General features: G+C 67.8%; 1 protein-coding gene (cut by a window edge). It reads left to right on the forward strand.

Features of this window, described 5'->3' with window-relative positions; translation table 11 throughout:
* Positions 1 to 19,696 carry the 5' portion of a non-ribosomal peptide synthase/polyketide synthase gene (locus OHB26_RS25170; RefSeq protein ID WP_330179719.1) on the forward strand. 8,618 nt of this gene lie beyond the right edge of the window, so 19,696 of the gene's 28,314 nt are visible here — the first part of the coding sequence; the start codon lies at positions 1 to 3; its stop codon lies beyond the right edge, outside the window.

Consider the following 19,696-nt stretch of genomic DNA (forward strand, 5'->3'; position numbering starts at 1 on the left):
ATGACCGGCGATCGTTCACGTCCTTTTCCGCTTTCCGCTGCTCAGCAGGGAATTTGGTACGCGCAACAGTTGACCGGCTCGACGCCCTTTTCCAACGCACTCTGTATCGATTTGCGCGGTGCTCTCGATATCGATCTGCTGATGGCCTCGTTCTGGCGCGGGGCGGGGGAGCTGGAGGCCGCCCGCCTGCGCCTGATCGAATCCGACGGCACCGTGCTGCAGGTGATCGACCGGCCCCTGGACGAGCCGTTGCGACTGTTGGATCTGCGTTCGGAGCCCGATCCTATTGCCGCGGCGCGGGATTGGATGCGCGCGGAGTACAGCAACCCCGTCGATCTGCAGCGGGATCGGCTGATCGCGACCGCCGTGCTGCGTATCGACGAGGACCGTTGGTTCTGGTACGTGCGCGCCCATCATGTCGCCATGGACGGGCTCGCCGCCATGACCCTGCTGTCCCGGGTCGGTGAGCTGTACACCGCCGCCGTGGAGGGCCGCGAACCGGCGGCGGCCCGGAATCAGGGACTGGCCGAACTGGTCGCCGCCGACGAACAGTACCGTGACTCAACACGTTTCGAGACGGACCGGGAGTTCTGGCTCGAGCGATTGCGGGGGCTCCCGGCTCCGGTGAGCCTGGCGGACCGCAGTGCGCAGGCCGATGCGCATCCGATCTCGGTGAGCGGTGTGCTGCCCGCCGGAACCGGCGAGCTGCTCGACACCGTGGTCAAATCCACCTCGACCAATCCGGCCGCGGTCATGCTGGCGGCCTTCGGTCTCTTCCTGGGAAGGATGACCGACAGCGACGATATCGTGCTGAGCCTGCCGGTCTCCGCCCGCGTCACCACGGCCGCGCTGCGCTCGGGCGGCATGCTCGCCAATACCGTCCCGTTCCGAATCCTGTTGCGGCCGAACGAGACCATCGCTGAGCTGATCGGCGCGACACAGCAGCAGCTGATCGACGTCATGCGCCGCCAGCGCTACCGGCAAGAGGATATGTTCCGCGATATCGGCCGGTTGACGCCGCAGACACAGGTCTTCGGGCCGTACGTGGACCTGATGCTCTTCGATACCAAGGTCACGCTGGGGCCGATCGCCGGACACTGGGAGGTACTGACTCCCGGACTGGTCTCGGACCTGTCGGTGAGCGTCTACTCCGCCGCGGGCTCGGGTGACACCTGCGTGGACTTCGTGGCCAACCACAACCTATATACCCCGGAAGACCTAGCGCGCCACCATGATCGGTTCCTACGCTGCTTCCACGAGTTCCTACGGGCGGCCGCCGATCCGGCGGGCCGGGTACGCGATATCGATCTGCTCGCCACCGACGAGCGGCAGCGGATGTTGCGCGAGTGGAACGACACCGCCGCACCGATCAGCCCGGACACCCTGGTGGATATGTTCGGACGGCAAGCGTCCACGGTCCCGGAGGGGACCGCCATCATCGACGGCACCCGATGCATCACCTACCGGGAGTTGGACGCCCGCGCGAATCAACTTGCCGCCGCGCTGGCCGGGCGCGGCGCGGGCCCGGAAAGCATTGTCGCGGTCGCACTTCCCAAGAGCATCGAGCTGATCACCGCGATGCTGGCCATCCTCCGCACCGGCGCGGCCTACCTCCCGCTGGATCCGGCCTCCCCGCCCGAGCGGCTCACCTATATTCTCACCGACGCAGAACCCACGCTCGTGGTCGTCGACGGTTCCACCGCCGAACTGGTGCGCACCCCGGGTATCCCGCACCTGAGCATCGATCAGATTCCCGACGGCCCCGCCGCGCCGCCACGGCCCTGCCTGCGCCCGGACAATATCGCGTACATCATCTATACCTCCGGTACCACCGGAAACCCCAAGGGTGTGGCCATAACCCACGCCAACGCGGTATCGCTCTTCGCGAGTACGCACTCGTGGACCGGTTTCGGCGCCGACGATGTCTGGACCTGGTGTCACTCACAGGCCTTCGACTTCTCGGTCTGGGAGATCTGGGGCGCGCTGCTCTACGGCGGCCGGGTGGTCGTCGTACCGCGCGAGGTGGCGTACGCCCCCGCCGAGCTATGGGATCTGGTCGTCGAACACGGTGTGACCATCCTCAATCAGACACCCTCGGCCTGCTACGCGCTGCTCGAATCCCGCCGCGCCGACGCCGGGCACTCCGATCTGCGGATGGTCATCTTCGGCGGTGAAGCCCTGGACCCCAAGCGCTTACAGCGCTGGCAGCCGACCGGCGGCTCATCCGAGCCGCTGCTGGTGAATATGTACGGCATCACCGAGACCACCGTGCACGTCACCGGGGAGACGCTCACCCCACAGCATCGGCGCGGTGAGCTCGGCGTCAGCCCGATCGGCACTCCGCTGGCCAATCTGCGTGTGTACGTACTGGATTCGTGGCTGCGACCGGTGCCGGTCGGTGTGGCCGGTGAGCTGTATGTCGCCGGAAACCAGGTCGGGCGCGGCTATCACGCCCGGCCGGGCCTGACCGCGTCCCGATTCGTCGCCGACCCGTTCGCGAGCGGTGAAAGGCTCTATCGCAGTGGCGATATCGTCCGCTGGAGCGCGACGGGCGCATTGGAGTACGTGGGCCGCGGCGATGAGCAGGTGAAGGTTCGCGGCTTCCGTATCGAGCTCGGCGAGATCGAGACGGTACTCGCCGCCGAGGCCGCCGTGGCGCAGGTCGTGGTCACCACCTATCAGGCGGCCCCCGTGACGCCCGACGCGGCACCGGCCACCCAACTCGTCGCCTACCTCGTCCCCGATTCGCGATTCGCCCCGGTCGCGGCCAAATGCCTGGAGCTGCAACGCGATGGCGCGTTCGAGCCCGGCTGGCTGCACGAGCTGCCCAATGGCATGCCGGTCGTCGGCCGCAACCGGTCGAATATCGAATTCCTCTACGAGGAGATCTTCGAACGCGAGGAGTACTGCCACGCCGGGCTGACCATTCCCGCGACCGGCTATATCGTCGATATCGGCGCGCATGTCGGCATGTTCTCCATGTACGCCAAACGAAAATCGCCCGCCGTGCAGATCTTCGCGGTGGAGCCCATGCCCGAGCTGCGCAGGATGTACGAGGCCAATTCGGCGCTGCACGATCTCGACGCCACCCTCATCCCGTACGGCATCGGCGCGGAGTCCGCGACCGACACCTTCACCTACTATCCGGAGATGTCGGTGCTCTCCGGGCGCGGCTCCGACAGCCGGGTACAGCACGAAATCCTGGAATCGTTCCTGCACAACGAATTACAGCAGGGTGAGAACCAGGATCTGGGGGAGAGCTATGTCGATCAGCTGATCGAGGACCGCCTCGACTACGTCCAGGTCGAGGTGTCCATTCGCAGCCTCTCGCACATCATCGCCGAGTACGACATCCCGCGTATCGATCTGCTCAAGATCGACGTCGAGGGCAGTGAACTCGATGCCCTGCGCGGAATCGAGCCGTACCACTGGCCGCTCATCGACCGCATGTGCATCGAGGTCCACGATGTGCGGGACCGCCTGGCGAGTATCGAACAATTGCTGCGCGCACACGGGTTCTCGGTGCACGCGCAGATCTCGCCGAATGTGATCGGTACGGACCTGCATATCGTCTACGCGGTCCGCGGCACCGCCCAGCTGGGTGCGCTCGGCATCGACGGTGAAGAGACAGATATTCTCGCCCGGCACGAAAAGTGGAGTGCACCGGCGTTTCTCGGAAAACTGCTGCGCGAGCGCCTCGCCGATCGGCTGCCCGGCTATATGGTCCCCGATGTGGTGATGCTGCTCGACGCGCTGCCGCTGACGGTGAACGGCAAGGTGGACAAGGCGGCCCTGCCCGAGCCGGTGGCGGCGCGCGCGAGCTATCGGGCTCCGGCCACGCCGGTCGAGCGGATTGTGGCCGAGGTCTTCGCCGACGTGCTCGGGCTCGAGCAGATGGGTCTCGATGACGACTTCTTCGAACTGGGCGGCAATTCGCTCTCGGCGACCAGGTTGTCGGCGCGACTGGCCGAGGGCGTGGGTGTCCCGGTCGCGGTGCGCGATGTCTTCGACCGCTCATCGGTCGGTGCGCTGGCCGGACTGCTCACCACGCGGGTGGTGGACGCGCCGCTGACCACCACGGGTCTGCCGCTCGAGCCCCGGCCGCGCCCCGAGCGGATACCGCTCTCCTTTGCCCAGCAACGGATGTGGTTCGTGAACCGGTTCGCTCCGGAATCGGCGGCGTACAGCATTCCGATTGTGCTGCGCCTGCGCGGCGCGGTGAATACGGCCGCGCTCGCGGACGCGGTGTGGGATCTGCTCGGCCGCCATGAGGTACTGCGCACCAGGTATCCCGATATCGACGGGGTGCCGTATCAGTTTGTGGTGCCGTTGACCGAGGTGGCCGCCGCGGCGGAGATCGAGCTGACTCCGCTGCGGGTGCGGCCCGACCGGTTGGCGGCGGAGATCGATGCTGCGGTGTCTGTGGGTTTGGATGTGGCACAGCGTGTTCCGCTGCGCATCCGGCTCCTCGAAACCGGGCCGGACGATTTCGTCCTGCTGCTGGTGGTGCACCACATCAATGCCGACGGCTTCTCGATGGCGCCGCTGGCCCGCGATCTGGGCGCGGCCTACACCGCCCGGTGCGCCGGACGGCAACCGGAGTGGGCGCCGCTGCCGGTGCAGTACGCGGATTACGCACTGTGGCAAAGGGAATCGCTCGGATCGGCGGATGATCCGGGGTCGGTACTCGCCCGCCAGCTCGGCTACTGGACCGGTCAATTACGCGAGCTGCCCGAACTGCTGGAGCTGCCCGCGGATCGCCCGCGTGCGGCGGTGGCATCGTATCGTGGGGCCAAGTACGGCTTCGTCATGGACGCGGGACTGGTCAGCGGATTGCGGGGGCTCGCGCAGGCGCGCGGGGTGACCGTCTTCATGGTGTTCCACGCGGCCCTGTCGATTGTGTTGTCGCGCTTGTCCGGCAGTGCCGATATCGCCATCGGTTCACCGCTGTCCGGGCGTGGTGCGGCGGAGCTGGATGATCTGATCGGCATGTTCGTCAATACCGTGGTGCTGCGCACCCGGGTGGACGAATCGGCCTCCTTCGCGGAGTTGCTGGCGCAGGTGCGCGGGGTGGATCTGGATGCGTTCGCCCATACCGATGTGCCGTTCGAACAGGTGGTGGAGGCGCTGGATCCGGTCCGGAGTCAGGCATATCATCCGCTGTTCCAGGTCATGCTGGCCTTCCACAATCTGGATCAGGTCCGGCTGGAACTGCCGGAGGTGACGGTGACCGCCTCGGGCGCGGAGACCGGTATCGAACGCTTCGACCTGACCTTCACGCTGACCGACGCACCCGATCGCAACGGTGCGATTCCGGTCGAACTCGGTTATGCGACGGATCTTTTCGATGCCGATACGATCGCACTGCTGGTCGATCGACTCCAGCGGGTACTCCGCGCGGTCACGGTCGACCCGGCCGTCGCGGTGCGCGATGTCGACCTGCTCTCGGCGTCCGAGCGGGATCTGCTGGTGCGCGAGTGGGGTCTGGGCGGCCTCGGCTCCCAGGACGGTGCGATGACACTGCCGGGGGTGCTGGCGGACGCGGTGGCCGCCGCCCCGGAGAGTACCGCGGTGGTGGACGGGGATCGGCGGCTCACCTATCGCGAATTGGATGAGCGTTCGAACCGGTTGGCGCGGCACCTCATCGAGGCGGGCGTCGGCACCGAATCGGTGGTCGCGGTCGGTATTCCACGGTCACTGGAGTGGCTGCTCGCGGTGTGGGCGATCGCCCGGACCGGGGCGGCATTCGTCTCGGTCGATCCGGCGCACCCGCTTGATCGAAATCGCTATGTCTGTGCTGATTCGGCTGTTGCGGTGGGCATTACGCTCGACCGGTACCGGCCCGGGCTGCCCGCCGAGGGTATGTCGTGGCTGGTGCTCGACGACCCGGCCACGGCGTCGGCGATCGCCCGGTGCTCCGGTGCGGCGCTGCTCATCGCCTGCCGCGCCGCGAATACCGCCTATGTCGTTTACACCTCGGGTTCGACGGGTCGTCCGAAGGGTGTGGAGGTCACGCACGCCGGTATCGCGGCGGTGGTCTCCGATCATGTGCGGCGCTGCGGCGTGGACACCGATTCGCGGGTGCTGGGTGTGGCGGCGCGGACCTTCGACGCGGCGATTCTGGAGCTGCTGCTGGCGGTGTCGCGGAGTGCGGCGCTGGTCCTTGCTCCCGCGGATGTCTATGGCGGACAACCACTGTGGGAGCTACTGCGCGCGCGGCGAATCACGCACGCGTTCCTGACCCCGGCGGTGGCCCTGTCCCTGGAACCGGTCGGCCTCGACGAGCTGCGCACGGTGCTGACCGGTGGCGATCAAAGCTCACCGCAGCTGGTGTCGCGCTGGTCCGGTACCGATTCCGCGGGCGTGCGCACGGTGCACAACCTGTACGGTCCGGCCGAGGCCACCATCTGGGTGACCGGTGCGGAGTTGCCGCCGGACCGCCCCGTCTCCATGGGTTCACCCATCGCGGGCGCGGGCGTACTGGTCCTGGATCAGCTGCTGCGTCCGGTACCCGCCGGTGTGATCGGTGAGCTGTATGTGTCGGGACCCGGTGTGGCGCGCGGATATCGGGGCCGGGCCGGATTGACGGCCGCCCGATTCGTGGCCGACCCATTCGGCGCGACTGGGGGCCGGCTGTACCGCACCGGGGACCTGGTCCGTTGGATGTCGGATGAATCCGCTTCGGGCACAGGCACACTCGTTTTCGTAGGCCGCTCGGACTTCCAGGTGAAGGTGCGCGGTCAGCGCCTCGAGCTCGGTGAGGTCGAAGCCGCCCTGACCGGCCTGCCGCGCATCGCTCAGGCCGTGGTCGCCGTACACTCCCCGGCCGAGGGCGACGGAGTTCGGTTGGTGGCGTACGTGGTCGCCGCGGCGGGGTATGCGGTCGATCCGGTGCGCGTCAGGCAGGCGGTGGCGGACCGCCTGCCCGCCTACATGGTGCCGGACGTGGTCATACTCCTCGATGAACTGCCCCTGACCGGTAGCGGCAAGGTGGATCGGCGGGCGCTGCCGGAGCCGGTGTTCACCTCCCGCGAGTACCGCGCCCCGTCGACCCGAGCCGAGAAGATTGTCGCGGGCGTATTCGCCGAGGTGCTCGATGTGCGGCGGGTGAGTGCCGATGACGACTTCTTCGCCCTGGGCGGCGATTCGATCGTGTCGATCCAGGTGGTGGCCAAGGCACGGGCGCGCGGTGTGGTGTTCACTCCCCGTGATGTCTTCGAACAGCGCACGGCGGCGGGACTCGCACTGATCGCTGTCGCCGCCGACACCGAGGTGCCGGCCGAGTTGCCCGGCGGTGGTCTGGGCGCGATGCCGCTGCTGCCGGTGGCGCGGTGGATGGTTGAGTGGGACAAGGGTTTCGACCGTTTCGAGCAGCATATGGTGGTGCCGCTCCCGGTCGGGATAACGGAGTCCGGTCTGGTCGCGGCGCTGGGCGCGCTGCTGGACCGCCACGATATGTTGCGCTCTCGACTCGAACGCGGCACCGATGGTGAATGGTCCCTGGTGGTCGGGGCGCGGGGCAGTGTCGACGCGGCGGCGCTGCTGCATCGAGTTGTGTTCGACGCCGGTGTCGACGATGAGACCGCGGCGATCGCCGCCGGTGTGGATTCCGCCGCGCGCGGACTTGATCCCGCCGGCGGAGTGATGACGCAGTTCATCCGGCTCGACGCGGGGACCGCAGTGCCCGGTCGGTTGCTGATGGTCGCGCACCATCTCGCGGTCGACGGAGTCTCCTGGCGCGTCTTGACGCCGGATCTGATGTCGGCTCTGGCGCAGATCGAATCCGGTGCTCAGACACCGGTATTGGCCCCGGTGGGGACATCGATGCGGAGGTGGGCGCATGGCCTGGCCGCCGAGGCCGTGCACCCCACGCGGGTGCGCGAGCTCGAGCTGTGGCAGTCGATGATCGCGGGTCCCGATCCCGTCTGGGGTGGGCGTGAACTCGATCCTGAGATCGATACCGCCGCGACGCTGGAGCAGGTCGTGCTGCGGCTGCCCGAAGCGGTGACACGGTCCCTGCTGTCGCGGGTTCCGGGTGTTTTCCACGGTGGTGTGAATGACGGCTTGCTCGCGGGTTTGGCTGTCGCGGTCGCTATCTGGCGCTCACGGCACGGAGTGGACGACCCGTCGGTGCTGGTGCGGCTGGAAGGCCACGGTCGTGAGGAGCAGGTGATCGGTGGTGCGGATCTGTCTCGTACCGTGGGTTGGTTCACTTCGATGTTTCCGGTGAGGTTCGATCTGGCGGGTATCGATCTGGAAGACGTGCGGGCCGGTGGTGATGCGGTGGCGGCGGTGGTGCTGTCGGTGAAGGAGACGCTGAACGCGTTGCCGGACAAGGGAGTCGGCTACGGTCTGCTGCGCTATCTCAATCCCGGCACGGCCGCGGCATTGCCGGATCGGATGCCGGGTCGAATCGGGTTCAACTACCTCGGCCGCATCTCCGGCCCCGGCGCCGGTTCCACGCGAACCGCGGCTGCGCTGGATTCGGATATGCCGGTGACACTCGCCCTGGATATCACCGCGATAGTCATCGACAACAGCTTGCGAGCCGATCTGAGGTTCCCGGGCACGCTGCTCGCCCGCGCCGAGGTCGAGGAGTTGGCGCAGCTGTGGTCGCAGGTATTGACCGCGATCGTCGAGCATGCCGAAAACCCCGCCGCGGGTGGGCATTCCCCATCGGATTTCGGCCTGGTGCGGTTGACCCGGTCCGATGTGACCGCACTCGAACACGCCTACCCGGGGCTCACCGATATCTGGCCGGTGACCCCCTTGCAGGCTGGGCTGCTGTTCCATGCCGAACTGGCCGGGGCCGATGACGACACCGACGCCTATGTCGCGCAGATGATGCTGCGCCTGCACGGTCCCTTGGCGGTCGACCGCCTGCGCGCGGCCGCCCAGGCCCTGTTGGAACGGCATCGGATCCTGCGCGCCGCCTTCGCGACGACCGGTAGTGGCACGAAGGTGGCCGTTGTCGGTGACGATATCGAATTGCCTTGGCAGGAAGTGGATCTCACCGATCACTCCGCCCCGGAGGCCGCGCTGGCCGAATTGGCCGCCACCGCGAAGTCGCACCGCTTCGACGCGGCCGCCGCACCGCTGATCCGCTTCGCCGTGGCTCGGCTGGGTGCCGATCGATGGGCACTGATCCTGACCAGCCACCACCTCATCCTCGACGGCTGGTCCTACCCGCTGCTGGTCACCGACCTGTTCACGCACTACGGCAGTGGCGCCTTCGCGCCCGCCGGATCGTATCGAGAGTTCCTGGCATGGTTGGGAACTCGCGACCGCGATGCCGCGCTGACCGCCTGGAGGCGGGCACTCGACGGGGCCGAGCCAACCCTGGTCGCCGATGGCGCTACCGCGGGCGCGGTGGCCGACGAGTGGATCACCATCGATGCCGCCGGGGCCCGCGCCTCGGCCGCGGCCGCCGCCACCGCCGGGGTAACCGTGAATACGGTGCTGCAATCGGCGTGGGCAATGATGGTGGCGCAGTTGACCGGTCGCACCGATGTGCTCTTCGGTGCGACGGTATCGGGCCGTCCCGGTGTTCTCGCGGGTGCCGAGCGCACCATCGGACTTTTCGTGAATACGATCCCGACCCGGGTTCGACTGGAACCGGCCGAGACCGTGGCGCGGCTGTGGGCGCGTATCCATGATGAACAGGCGGCCCTGCTCGACCATCAGCATGTCGCACTCACCGATCTCCATGCGCTGACCGGCAGTGACAACCTGTTCGACACGGTCATGGTGGTCGAGTCGTATCCCGTTGATATGCAGCATATTCGGCGGATCACCGGCGACGGCGAGCTGGAGATCACCGGGGTCGCCGCCACCGATTCCACCCACTACCCGCTGACCTGCAGCATTACCGTGCAGGATGGCCTGCGCATCCGGCTCCAGTACCGATCCGGCCTCTTCGAGGCCTCCACCATCGCGATGGTCGCCGAACGCCTGGCACGGGTGCTGCGCGCGATCACCGCCGATTCGACCGTGCGCGTTCGTGATATCGAGACGCTGGCCCCGGCCGAACAGCGGTGGCTGCGGGCGTGGGGCTCGGGACGTACTCTCGGCTCGGCCGCGATGACCCTGCCCGAAATCCTGGCAGCGGCGGTGCGCACGGGTGCCGAGCGCATCGCGGTGATCGATGGGGATCGGCGGATCACCTATCGGGAACTCGAAGAGCGGTCGAACCGGCTGGCGCGGTTCCTCATCACGCGTGGTGTGGGACCGGAATCGATTGTCGCGGTGGGTATTCCGCGATCCGTGGACTGGGTGCAGGCGGTCTGGGCCATCGCCGGGACCGGAGCCGGATTCGTATCGCTGGATCCCGCGCATCCGCTGGATCGCAACAGCTTCATGTGCACCGATTCCGATGTGCGAATGGGTATTACGACCATGGAGTACGCGGCGTCGCTGCCCCGGGACGAGATGTCCTGGCTGGTGCTCGACGAGCCCGCCGTGGCATCGGAGGTCGCGCGGCACTCTCGGCACCCCGTCGCCGATCCCGAGCGATGCTCGACGGTACGCCTGGACGGAACCGCGTACGTCGTCTACACCTCCGGCTCCACCGGTCGGCCCAAGGGCGTCCAAGTCACCCACGCCGGTCTGACGGGCCTGTGTGACGCACAGCGAACGCGCTTCGGAGTGACACCGGATTCCCGTGTGCTGAGCGTGGCGGCCCGCACCTTCGATGCCGCGATCTTCGAACTGCTGCTGGCGGTCTCCGGGACCGCCACCCTGGTCATCGCGGCGCCGGAGGTCTATGGCGGGCAGCAACTCACCGACCTGCTGCGAGTCGAGCGTGTCAGCCATGCGGTGCTGACCCCCACGGTGGCCGGCGGACTGGAAACCGAGGGACTCGATCACCTCCACGCATTGATCGCCGCGGGGGAAGCGTGCCCGCCCGCACTGGTATCGCGGTGGTCGCGCACCGACACTGCGGCCCGTCGCCGGGTGTACAACCTCTACGGCCCGGCCGAGGCGACCATCTGGGTGACCGGCAGCGCCGAGCTGTGCGCGGACGATCCCGTCACCATGGGCTCGGTCATCGACGGACTGAACGTGATGGTGCTGGACGCCTGGCTGCGCCCGGTTCCGGCGGGTGTCGTCGGCGAGCTGTATGTCTCGGGTTCCGGTGTGGCCCGTGGCTATCGGGGTCGGTCGGCGCTGACCGCCGCGCGATTCGTGGCCGATCCGTTCGGATCGCCCGGACAGCGGCTGTACCGGACCGGCGACCTCGTTCGCTGGCTGCCCGACAGCGGTGATCTGGAGTTCGTGGGCCGCGCGGATCTTCAGGTGAAGGTGCGCGGCCAGCGCCTGGAACCCGGCGAGATCGAGACCGCCCTGACCGCCCAGCCCGATATCGAGCAGGCGGTCGTGGTGGTGCACCGGGGCGATACGGGTGCGCGGCTGATCGCCTATGTCGTCGCGCGCCCGGGTCGGGTGCCGGACCCGCTGCGGGTGCGGCGCGCGGTGGGCGAGCGGCTGCCGGGATTCATGGTGCCCGAAGCGGTGCTGGTGCTCGACGCCCTGCCGCTGACGATGAATGGCAAGCTGGACAAGACCGCGCTGCCGGAACCCGCCATCGAGCGCGCCTTCTATCGGCCGCCCGACACGGCGACCGAGCGGATCGTGACCGGAGTCTTCGCGCAAGTGCTCGGGGCCGGGCGAGTGGGCCGCGACGACGACTTCTTCGCCCTGGGCGGGAATTCGCTCTCGGCAACCCGTGTCTCGGCTCGGCTGGCCGATGCCGCGGGTGTCACGGTGACCGTGCGCGATGTCTTCACCGCATCCTCGGTGCGCGAACTCGCCGCACTGCTCGACACTCGTGATTCGAGTACTGCTGGGCCACAGCTGATTTCGCGGCAGCGCCCGGATCCGATGCCGCTCTCCTTCGCGCAGCAGCGGATGTGGTTCGTGAACCGGTTCGCCCCGGAGTCGGTGGCGTACAGCATTCCCATGGTGCTCGAACTGCGCGGTGCGGTGCGGATCGAGGCGCTATCGGCGGCGATCCGGGATGTGCTCGCCCGGCACGAGGTGCTGCGCACCAGGTATCCGGATGCGGACGGCGTGCCGTATCAGGAGGTGCTGTCCGTCGCCGACCTCGCCGATCTGGAGCCGGACCTCACACCGCGGGCGGTGGCGGCCGATGACCTGCCGGTCGCGGTCTCCGAGGTGATCTCGGCGAGTTTCGATGTGGCACGAGATATTCCGGTGCGGACGTGTCTGCTGTCGGTTGCCCCGGACGAATTCGTCCTGGTGATGGTTGTGCACCACATCAGCGCCGACGGCTTCTCCATGGCTCCGCTGGCGCGGGATCTCGGTGCGGCCTACGCGGCACACTGCGCCGGGCAGCCACCGAATTGGACGCGACTGCCGGTGCAGTACGCCGACTACACGCTGTGGCAGCGCGAATTGCTGGGCTCGCCGGATGATCCGGATGCCCTGCTGTCCCGCCAGCTCGGCTACTGGGTCGAGCAATTGCGTGACCTGCCGGAGGTGCTGGAGCTGCCCACCGATAGGCCGCGCCCGGCGGTGGCCTCGCATCGTGGTGCGACCTACAGCTGTGCGATACCGCCCGAGGTGGTCTCCGGCGTGCAGGGTATCGCCCGCGAGCGGGGCGTGACGACCTTCATGGTGTTCCATGCCGCGCTGGCGATTGTGTTGTCGCGCTTGTCCGGTCGCTCCGATATCGCGATCGGTTCACCGGTCTCCGGTCGTGGTGCCGCCGAGCTGGATGAGCTGGTCGGCATGTTCGTCAATACGGTCGTCCTGCGCACCCGCGTGGACGAATCGGCCTCCTTCGCCGAACTGCTGGCTCGGGTACGCGATACCGATCTGGCGGCATTCGCACACGCGGAGATCCCCTTCGAACAGGTCGTCGAGGTCCTCGATCCGGTCCGCACCCAGGCGCATAATCCGCTGTTCCAGGTCATGCTCGCCTTCCACAATCTCGACCCCGAGAGCATCGCGCTGCCCGGCATCGAGGTGACGCCGTCGCGCGTCGAGACCGGTAACGAGCGCTTCGATCTGACCCTGACCGCAGCCGACACCCCCGATGCGCAAGGCGCGATTGCGATCGATATCGGTTATGCCACCGACCTTTTCGACCATGACAGCATCGTGACCCTGATGGATCGCCTGCTGGAGGTACTCCGAGCGGTAACCGCCGATCCCGATATCGCGATGCGCGATATCGGCCTCCTCTCGGCTTCGGAGCGCCATCAGCTGGTGCGCGAATGGGGCAGCCAGGGCGAACCGAACCCGGTCGATACCGCGACCCTGCCGGACCTGCTGGCGGCCGCCGTGGCTGCCGCTCCGGCGACCGACGCCGTGCTGGACGGTGCCCGCCGACTGACCTACCGGGAGCTGGACGATCGGTCGAATCGCTTGGCGCACTACCTGATCGGGCAGGGCGTCGGCCCCGAGTCGGTGGTCGCCATCGCACTGCCACGTTCGCTGGAGTGGATGCTCGCAATGTGGGCGGTCACCAAGACCGGTGCCGGATTCCTCTCTCTCGATCCGGCGCACCCGCTCGACCGCAATGCCTATATGTGCGCCGATTCCGGTGTGCGGGTGGGTATTACGTCCGAACGCCACGCGGCGTCGGTCCCGCGGGACGGAGTGTCCTGGCTGGTCATCGATGATCCGTCCGTCGCCGCCGGTGTCGAAAGTTGTCCGACGGACGAGGTGACCGACGGACATCGGCACGGGCCGCTCCGACCGGACAACACCGCCTATCTCATCTACACCTCGGGCTCCACCGGACGTCCGAAGGGTGTCGAGGTCACCCATGCCGGGCTCGCCGGTGTCGCCGCCGCACACCGCGACCGCTACACGATCGAAGCCGGTACCCGGGTATTGGGCGTCGCCGCGCGCACTTTCGACGCCGCCCTGCTGGAAATCCTGCTCGCCGTCCCCGCCGGTGCGACCCTGGTCCTGGCATCCGAGGACACCTACGGTGGCCCGCCGCTGGCGGAGTTCTTGCGTGAGCAGCGCATTACGCACGCCTTCCTGACCCCCTCTGTGGTGGCATCGCTCGATCCGGCCGGACTGGACGACCTGCGCGTGCTGACCGTCGGTGGCGAGAACTACTCCGCGCGACTGGTGACGCGCTGGTCGCGCACCGACACCTCGGCCGCCCGCAGGTTCTTCAATACCTACGGCCCGTCCGAGACCACCATCATCACCATGATCAGCCGCGAACTGCGGGCGGGCGCGAAGCTCAGCCTGGGCTCCGGAATCGCCGGAACCGGTGTGCTGGTTTTGGATTCATCACTGCGCCCGGTCCCGGTCGGCGTGGTGGGTGAGCTCTATCTGTCGGGCCCGAGTCTGGCTCGGGGCTATCGCGGCGAGGCGGGGCTCACGGCCTGGCGTTTCGTGGCGAACCCGTTCGGATCGCCCGGGCAGCGGCTGTACCGCACCGGTGACCTGGTGCGGTGGACCGTTGATTCCGAAAACAGCACCGGTACGGTCGAATTCATCGGTCGAGCCGACTTCCAGGTCAAGGTGCGCGGTCAGCGTCTGGAGCCGGGTGAGGTGGAGTCCGCGCTGTGTGAGTTGGACGGTATCGCGCAGGCCGTGGTCATCGTGCACCACGGTGCTGAGACTGCCGGAGCCGCTGCGCGCTTGGCGGGCTATGTCGTCGCGCGCCCGGACCATGTGCTCGATCCGGAACGCCTCAGGCGGGTGTTGAGCGAGCGCCTGCCGGGCTATATGGTGCCCGATGCGGTGGCGGTTCTCGACGCTCTGCCGTTGACCAGCAGTGGCAAGGTCGATCGTCGCGCACTACCGGAACCGGTATTCCCGGTGCACGAATTCCGTGCGCCGACAGGCGCGGTCGAGCAGATCGTGGCGAGCGTCTTCGCCGAGGTGCTCGGCCTGGCGCGGGTCGGGGTCGATGACGACTTCTTCGCACTCGGCGGAGATTCGATCGTCTCGATCCAGGTGGTCGCCAAGGCGCGCGCCCAGGGTGTGGTATTCGGGCCTCGCGATGTCTTCGAACAGCGCACCACCGCACGGCTCGCGTTCATCGCCCACACCGATGCCGACGGTCCCCGCGGCTTGGCGGAGCTGGCCGGAGGCGGCGTCGGTGAGCTGCCGCTGCTCCCGGTGGCGCACTGGATGGTGGAGTGGGGCAAGGGTTTCGAACGCTTCGATCAGCATGTCGCGCTGCGTCTGCCCGCCGGTGTGACCGTGGACGATCTGACGGCCGCGATGGGTACGTTGCTGGATCGCCACGATATGTTGCGATCCCGCCTGCGTCAGGACACCGATGGCAGCTGGTCACTGGTGGTCGCGCCGACCGGCTGTATCGATCCGGCCGAGGTAGTGCACCGGTGTGCCGTCGAGGACGCGGCCGATACTCCGGCAGTCGCGGCCGCGCAATTGAATTCGGCGCTGGATCGATTGGATCCCATCGCCGGGGCGATGCTGCGCTGTGTGTGGCTCGATGCCGCCGCCGAACCCGGTTGGCTGATCGTCGTGGCGCATCATCTGGTGGTCGATGGCGTCTCGTGGCGAATTCTGGTGCCGGACTTGGTATCCGCGCTCGAACAGATCTCGGCTGGTGCCGAACCGCGATTGGCTCCGGTGGGCACCTCCGTGCGCCGCTGGGCGCACGCCCTGACCGCCGCCGCCGCCGAGCCCGCCCGCGTCGCCGAGCTGGAGCTGTGGCAGCGCATGGCGACCGGCCCCGACCCGGTCTGGGGCGGGCGCGAATTGGATCCGCGGATCGACACCGCGGCAACACTCGAGTGCCTCGAACTGCAACTGCCGGAGGCGGTCACCCGCAGCCTCCTCACGCGGGTACCGGCGGCCTTCCGCGGCGGAGTCAATGACGGCCTGCTCGCCGGTCTGGCGGTGGCGGTGCGGATCTGGCGTTCCCGGCGTGGCATCGACGACCCCTCGGTACTGGTGCGACTGGAGGGCCACGGCCGCGAGGAACAGGTGGTCCCCGGGGCCGACCTGTCCCGTACCGTCGGCTGGTTCACCTCGATGTTCCCGGTCCGCTTCGACCTCTCCGATATCGATATCGACGAGGCGTCGGCGGGTGGAAAAGCGGTCTCCGCGGCCGTCCTCACCGTCAAGGAGGCCCTGAATTCGCTGCCGGACAAAGGAATCGGCTACGGTCTGCTGCGCTACCGCAATGCCGAAACAGCGATATCCCTGCCGGATCGCATGCCCGGCCGCATCGGATTCAACTACCTCGGCCAGCTCGGCAGCGCGGATACCGAAGGTCTCGGTGGCATCCACGGCGGCCTCGGTGAGCTGGCGGGCACCCCCGATCCCGATATGCCGGTGACGGTGGCGGTGGATATCTCCGCCATCGTCGTCGAGGACCGGTTGCGGGCGAGCCTGCGATTCCCGCGCACTCTCCTGGAGCGCGATGACGTCGAGGAATTGGCGCAGCTGTGGTCGCAGGTGCTCACCGCGATTGCCGGATACGCCGAAACACCCGGTGCGGGTGGGCATTCCCCATCGGACTTCGATCTGGTGGAGCTGACTCAGCCCGAGATCACCGCGCTGGAACACAGGTATCCGGCACTCGTCGATGTCTGGCCGGTGACGCGATTGCAGGCCGGACTGCTCTTCCACGCACAGGTGGCGGATGCGGACGCCGACACCGATGCCTATGTCGCACAGCTGATTCTGCACGTCGCGGGTGCACTGGAACCCGAACGCCTGCGTGCGGCCGCTGCGGCGGTGATCCGGCGGCACGATGGATTGCGGACCGTGTTCACCACCACCGGCACCGGCGCGAATATCGCGGTTCTCTGCGACGATGTCGAATTGCCTTGGCGGATAGTCGATCTCACGGGCAGCGCGGATCGGGAAGCCGCACTCGCCGAGCTCGCCGCCCGCGAGCAGGCCAACCTCTTCGACCTCGCGTCACCCCCGCTGCTGCGATTCACCCTCGCCCGCCTGGACACCGGCCGCTGGGCGCTGATCCTGACCAACCATCACATCATCCTGGACGGCTGGTCCTACCCACTGCTGCTCACCGAACTGCTCGCCGAGTACACCGGCGAACAGGCGCCCCGTCCGAGCGGTTCCTATCGAGACTTCCTGGCGTGGCTGGCGACTCGCGATGACGAGGCATCCCTCGATGTCTGGGCCCGTGCACTCGACGGAGCCGAACCCACCCTGGTGGCCGATGGTGCGGACCTCGGGGCCGGATCGGTGGCGGATCACACCGTCATACTCGATATCGACACCACCCGCGAGCTGACGGCCGCGGCGGCGGCCGCCGGGGTCACCGCCAATACCGTGCTGCAATCGGCGTGGGCGATCATGGTGGCGCAGTTGACCGGTCGCACCGATATCGTCTTCGGTGCCACCGTCTCCGGTCGCCCCGGTGAGCTCGCCAGCGCCGCGCACACCATCGGTCTGTTCATCAACACCGTGCCCACCCGGATCCGGCTCGCCCCCGCCGAGACGATCACCGAACTCTGGACGCGAATCCACGCCGAGCAGGCCGCACTGCTGGATCACCAGCACATCGGGCTGCGGGAGATCCATGCCCGAACCGGCGGTGAGAGTCTGTTCGACACCCTGATGGTGCTCGAGTCCTATCCGGTGGACATGCGTGATATCGACCGGGCCGCCGATCACGGCAGCTTGGCCATCACCCGGGTCACCGCCGCCGACTCCACGCATTACCCGCTCACCTGCACCGCTGTCCTGCGGGACACCCTGCGCCTGCGATTGCAGTACCGCGCTGAGCTTTTCGATGCGGCGACCATCGCCATCCTGGGCGAGCGCCTGCGCGGGGTGCTGTGCGCCATCGCGCATGATCCGAGTGCGGCCGTCCGCGATATCGAAACGCTGCCCGCCCCCGAACGGCACCGGCTGGTGTATGAATGGGGCCGCAATAATCTGTCGGACCTGGACCTGGCCGGCCTCGACAACGGTTACCCGGCATCGGAAGGGGTAACCCTGCCGGAGGTGCTCGCGGCCGCGGTTGCCGCGAACCCGGACGGGGACGCCGTGCTGGACGGCGACCGGCTGATCACCTATCGAGAGTTGGACGCGGGCTCGAATCGCTTGGCGCGTTTGCTGATCAAATGTGGCATCGGTGCGGAATCGGTGGTCGCCATTGCCGTACCGCGCTCGCTGGAGTGGGTCCTCGCGGTCTGGGCGGTCGCCAAGACCGGAGCGGCGTTCGTCTCGGTCGATCCGGCGCATCCGCTGGATCGGAACCGCTTTTTGTGCACCGACTCCGGTGCGGCACTGGGAATTACGACACTCCAGTATGCGGCGGGGCTTCCCGGGGAGAGTCCGAGCTGGTTCGTCCTCGACGATCCGGCGATCGCGGAGGCGGTCCGTCAGGTGCCACCCGGTCCCGTTGCCGATGCCGAGCGGTGCGCCACGATCCGAGCGACCAATACCGCGTACGTCATCTACACCTCCGGCTCGACCGGTCGCCCGAAAGGTGTCGAGGTCAGCCATACCGGATTGGCCGCGCTCGTGGCCGATCATCTGCGTCGGGTAGCGCCCGCGGCTGATTCGCGAGTCCTGGGCGTCGCCGCACGAACCTTCGACGCGGCGATTCTGGAACTGCTCCTGGCAGTCTCGGGCGGTAGTGCGCTGGTGCTCGCGCCCGCCGATGTGTACGGCGGAGAACCGCTGCGTGATCTGCTGTGCGCACAGCGGGTCACGCACGCGTTCCTGACCCCGGCGGTGGCGCTGTCGGTGGACCCGTCCGGTCTCGACGATCTGCTGATGGTGATGACCGGCGGCGATCGCTGTGGTCCGCAGCTGGTTTCGCGCTGGTCCGGCACCGATAAGACGGGCACGCGCACGCTGCGCAATATGTACGGTCCGGCCGAGGCCACCATCTGGATGACCGCCGCCGAGCTGGCGCCGGGACATCCGGTGCGCATCGGTGGCCCGATCGCCGGTGCGGGCGCACTGGTGCTGGACACCTGGTTGCGTCCGGTACCCGTCGGCATGGTCGGCGAACTGTACATCTCCGGTGCCGGTGTGGCGCGCGGCTATCGCGGCCGATCCGGTTCGACCGCAGCGCGATTCGTGGCCGATCCCTTCGGCGCCGCCGGTGATCGCCTGTACCGCACCGGCGACCTGGTCCGCTGGATGGCCGACGAATCGGGTGCGGGCACCGGAAGCCTCGAGTTCGTGGGCCGCGCCGATTTCCAGGTCAAGGTACGCGGGCAGCGACTGGAGCCGGGCGAGATCGAAGCCGTACTCACCGCGATACCGGGTGTCGACCAGGCGGTCGTCATCGTGCACACTCCCGAATCGGGCACCGGTGCGCGACTGGTCGCCTATGTGACCGGTGCGGTCGATCCGGACCAGGTCCGGCAACTGGCAGCCGCGGGCCTGCCCGGGTACATGGTCCCGGATGTACTGATGGTGCTCGGCGAATTGCCCTTGACCGGCAGCGGCAAGATCGACCGCCGCGCCCTGCCGGAACCGGTGCTGCCGGGACCGGTTTTCCGTGCGCCGTCGAGCGCTGTCGAACAGACCCTCACCGAGGTGTTCGCCGAGGTGCTCGGGCTCGAACGAGTGGGCGTCAATGACGACTTCTTCGCGCTCGGTGGCGATTCGATCGTCTCGATTCAGGTGGTGGCACAGGGCCGGGCGCGCGGTGTGGTGTTCGGTCCGCGTGATGTCTTCGAACAGCGCACCGCCGCACGACTGGCGGTGATCGCGGGCGCGGCCGGTGCCGGTACGG

Source organism: Nocardia sp. NBC_01503 (genome assembly GCF_036327755.1).
GTDB lineage: Bacteria > Actinomycetota > Actinomycetes > Mycobacteriales > Mycobacteriaceae > Nocardia.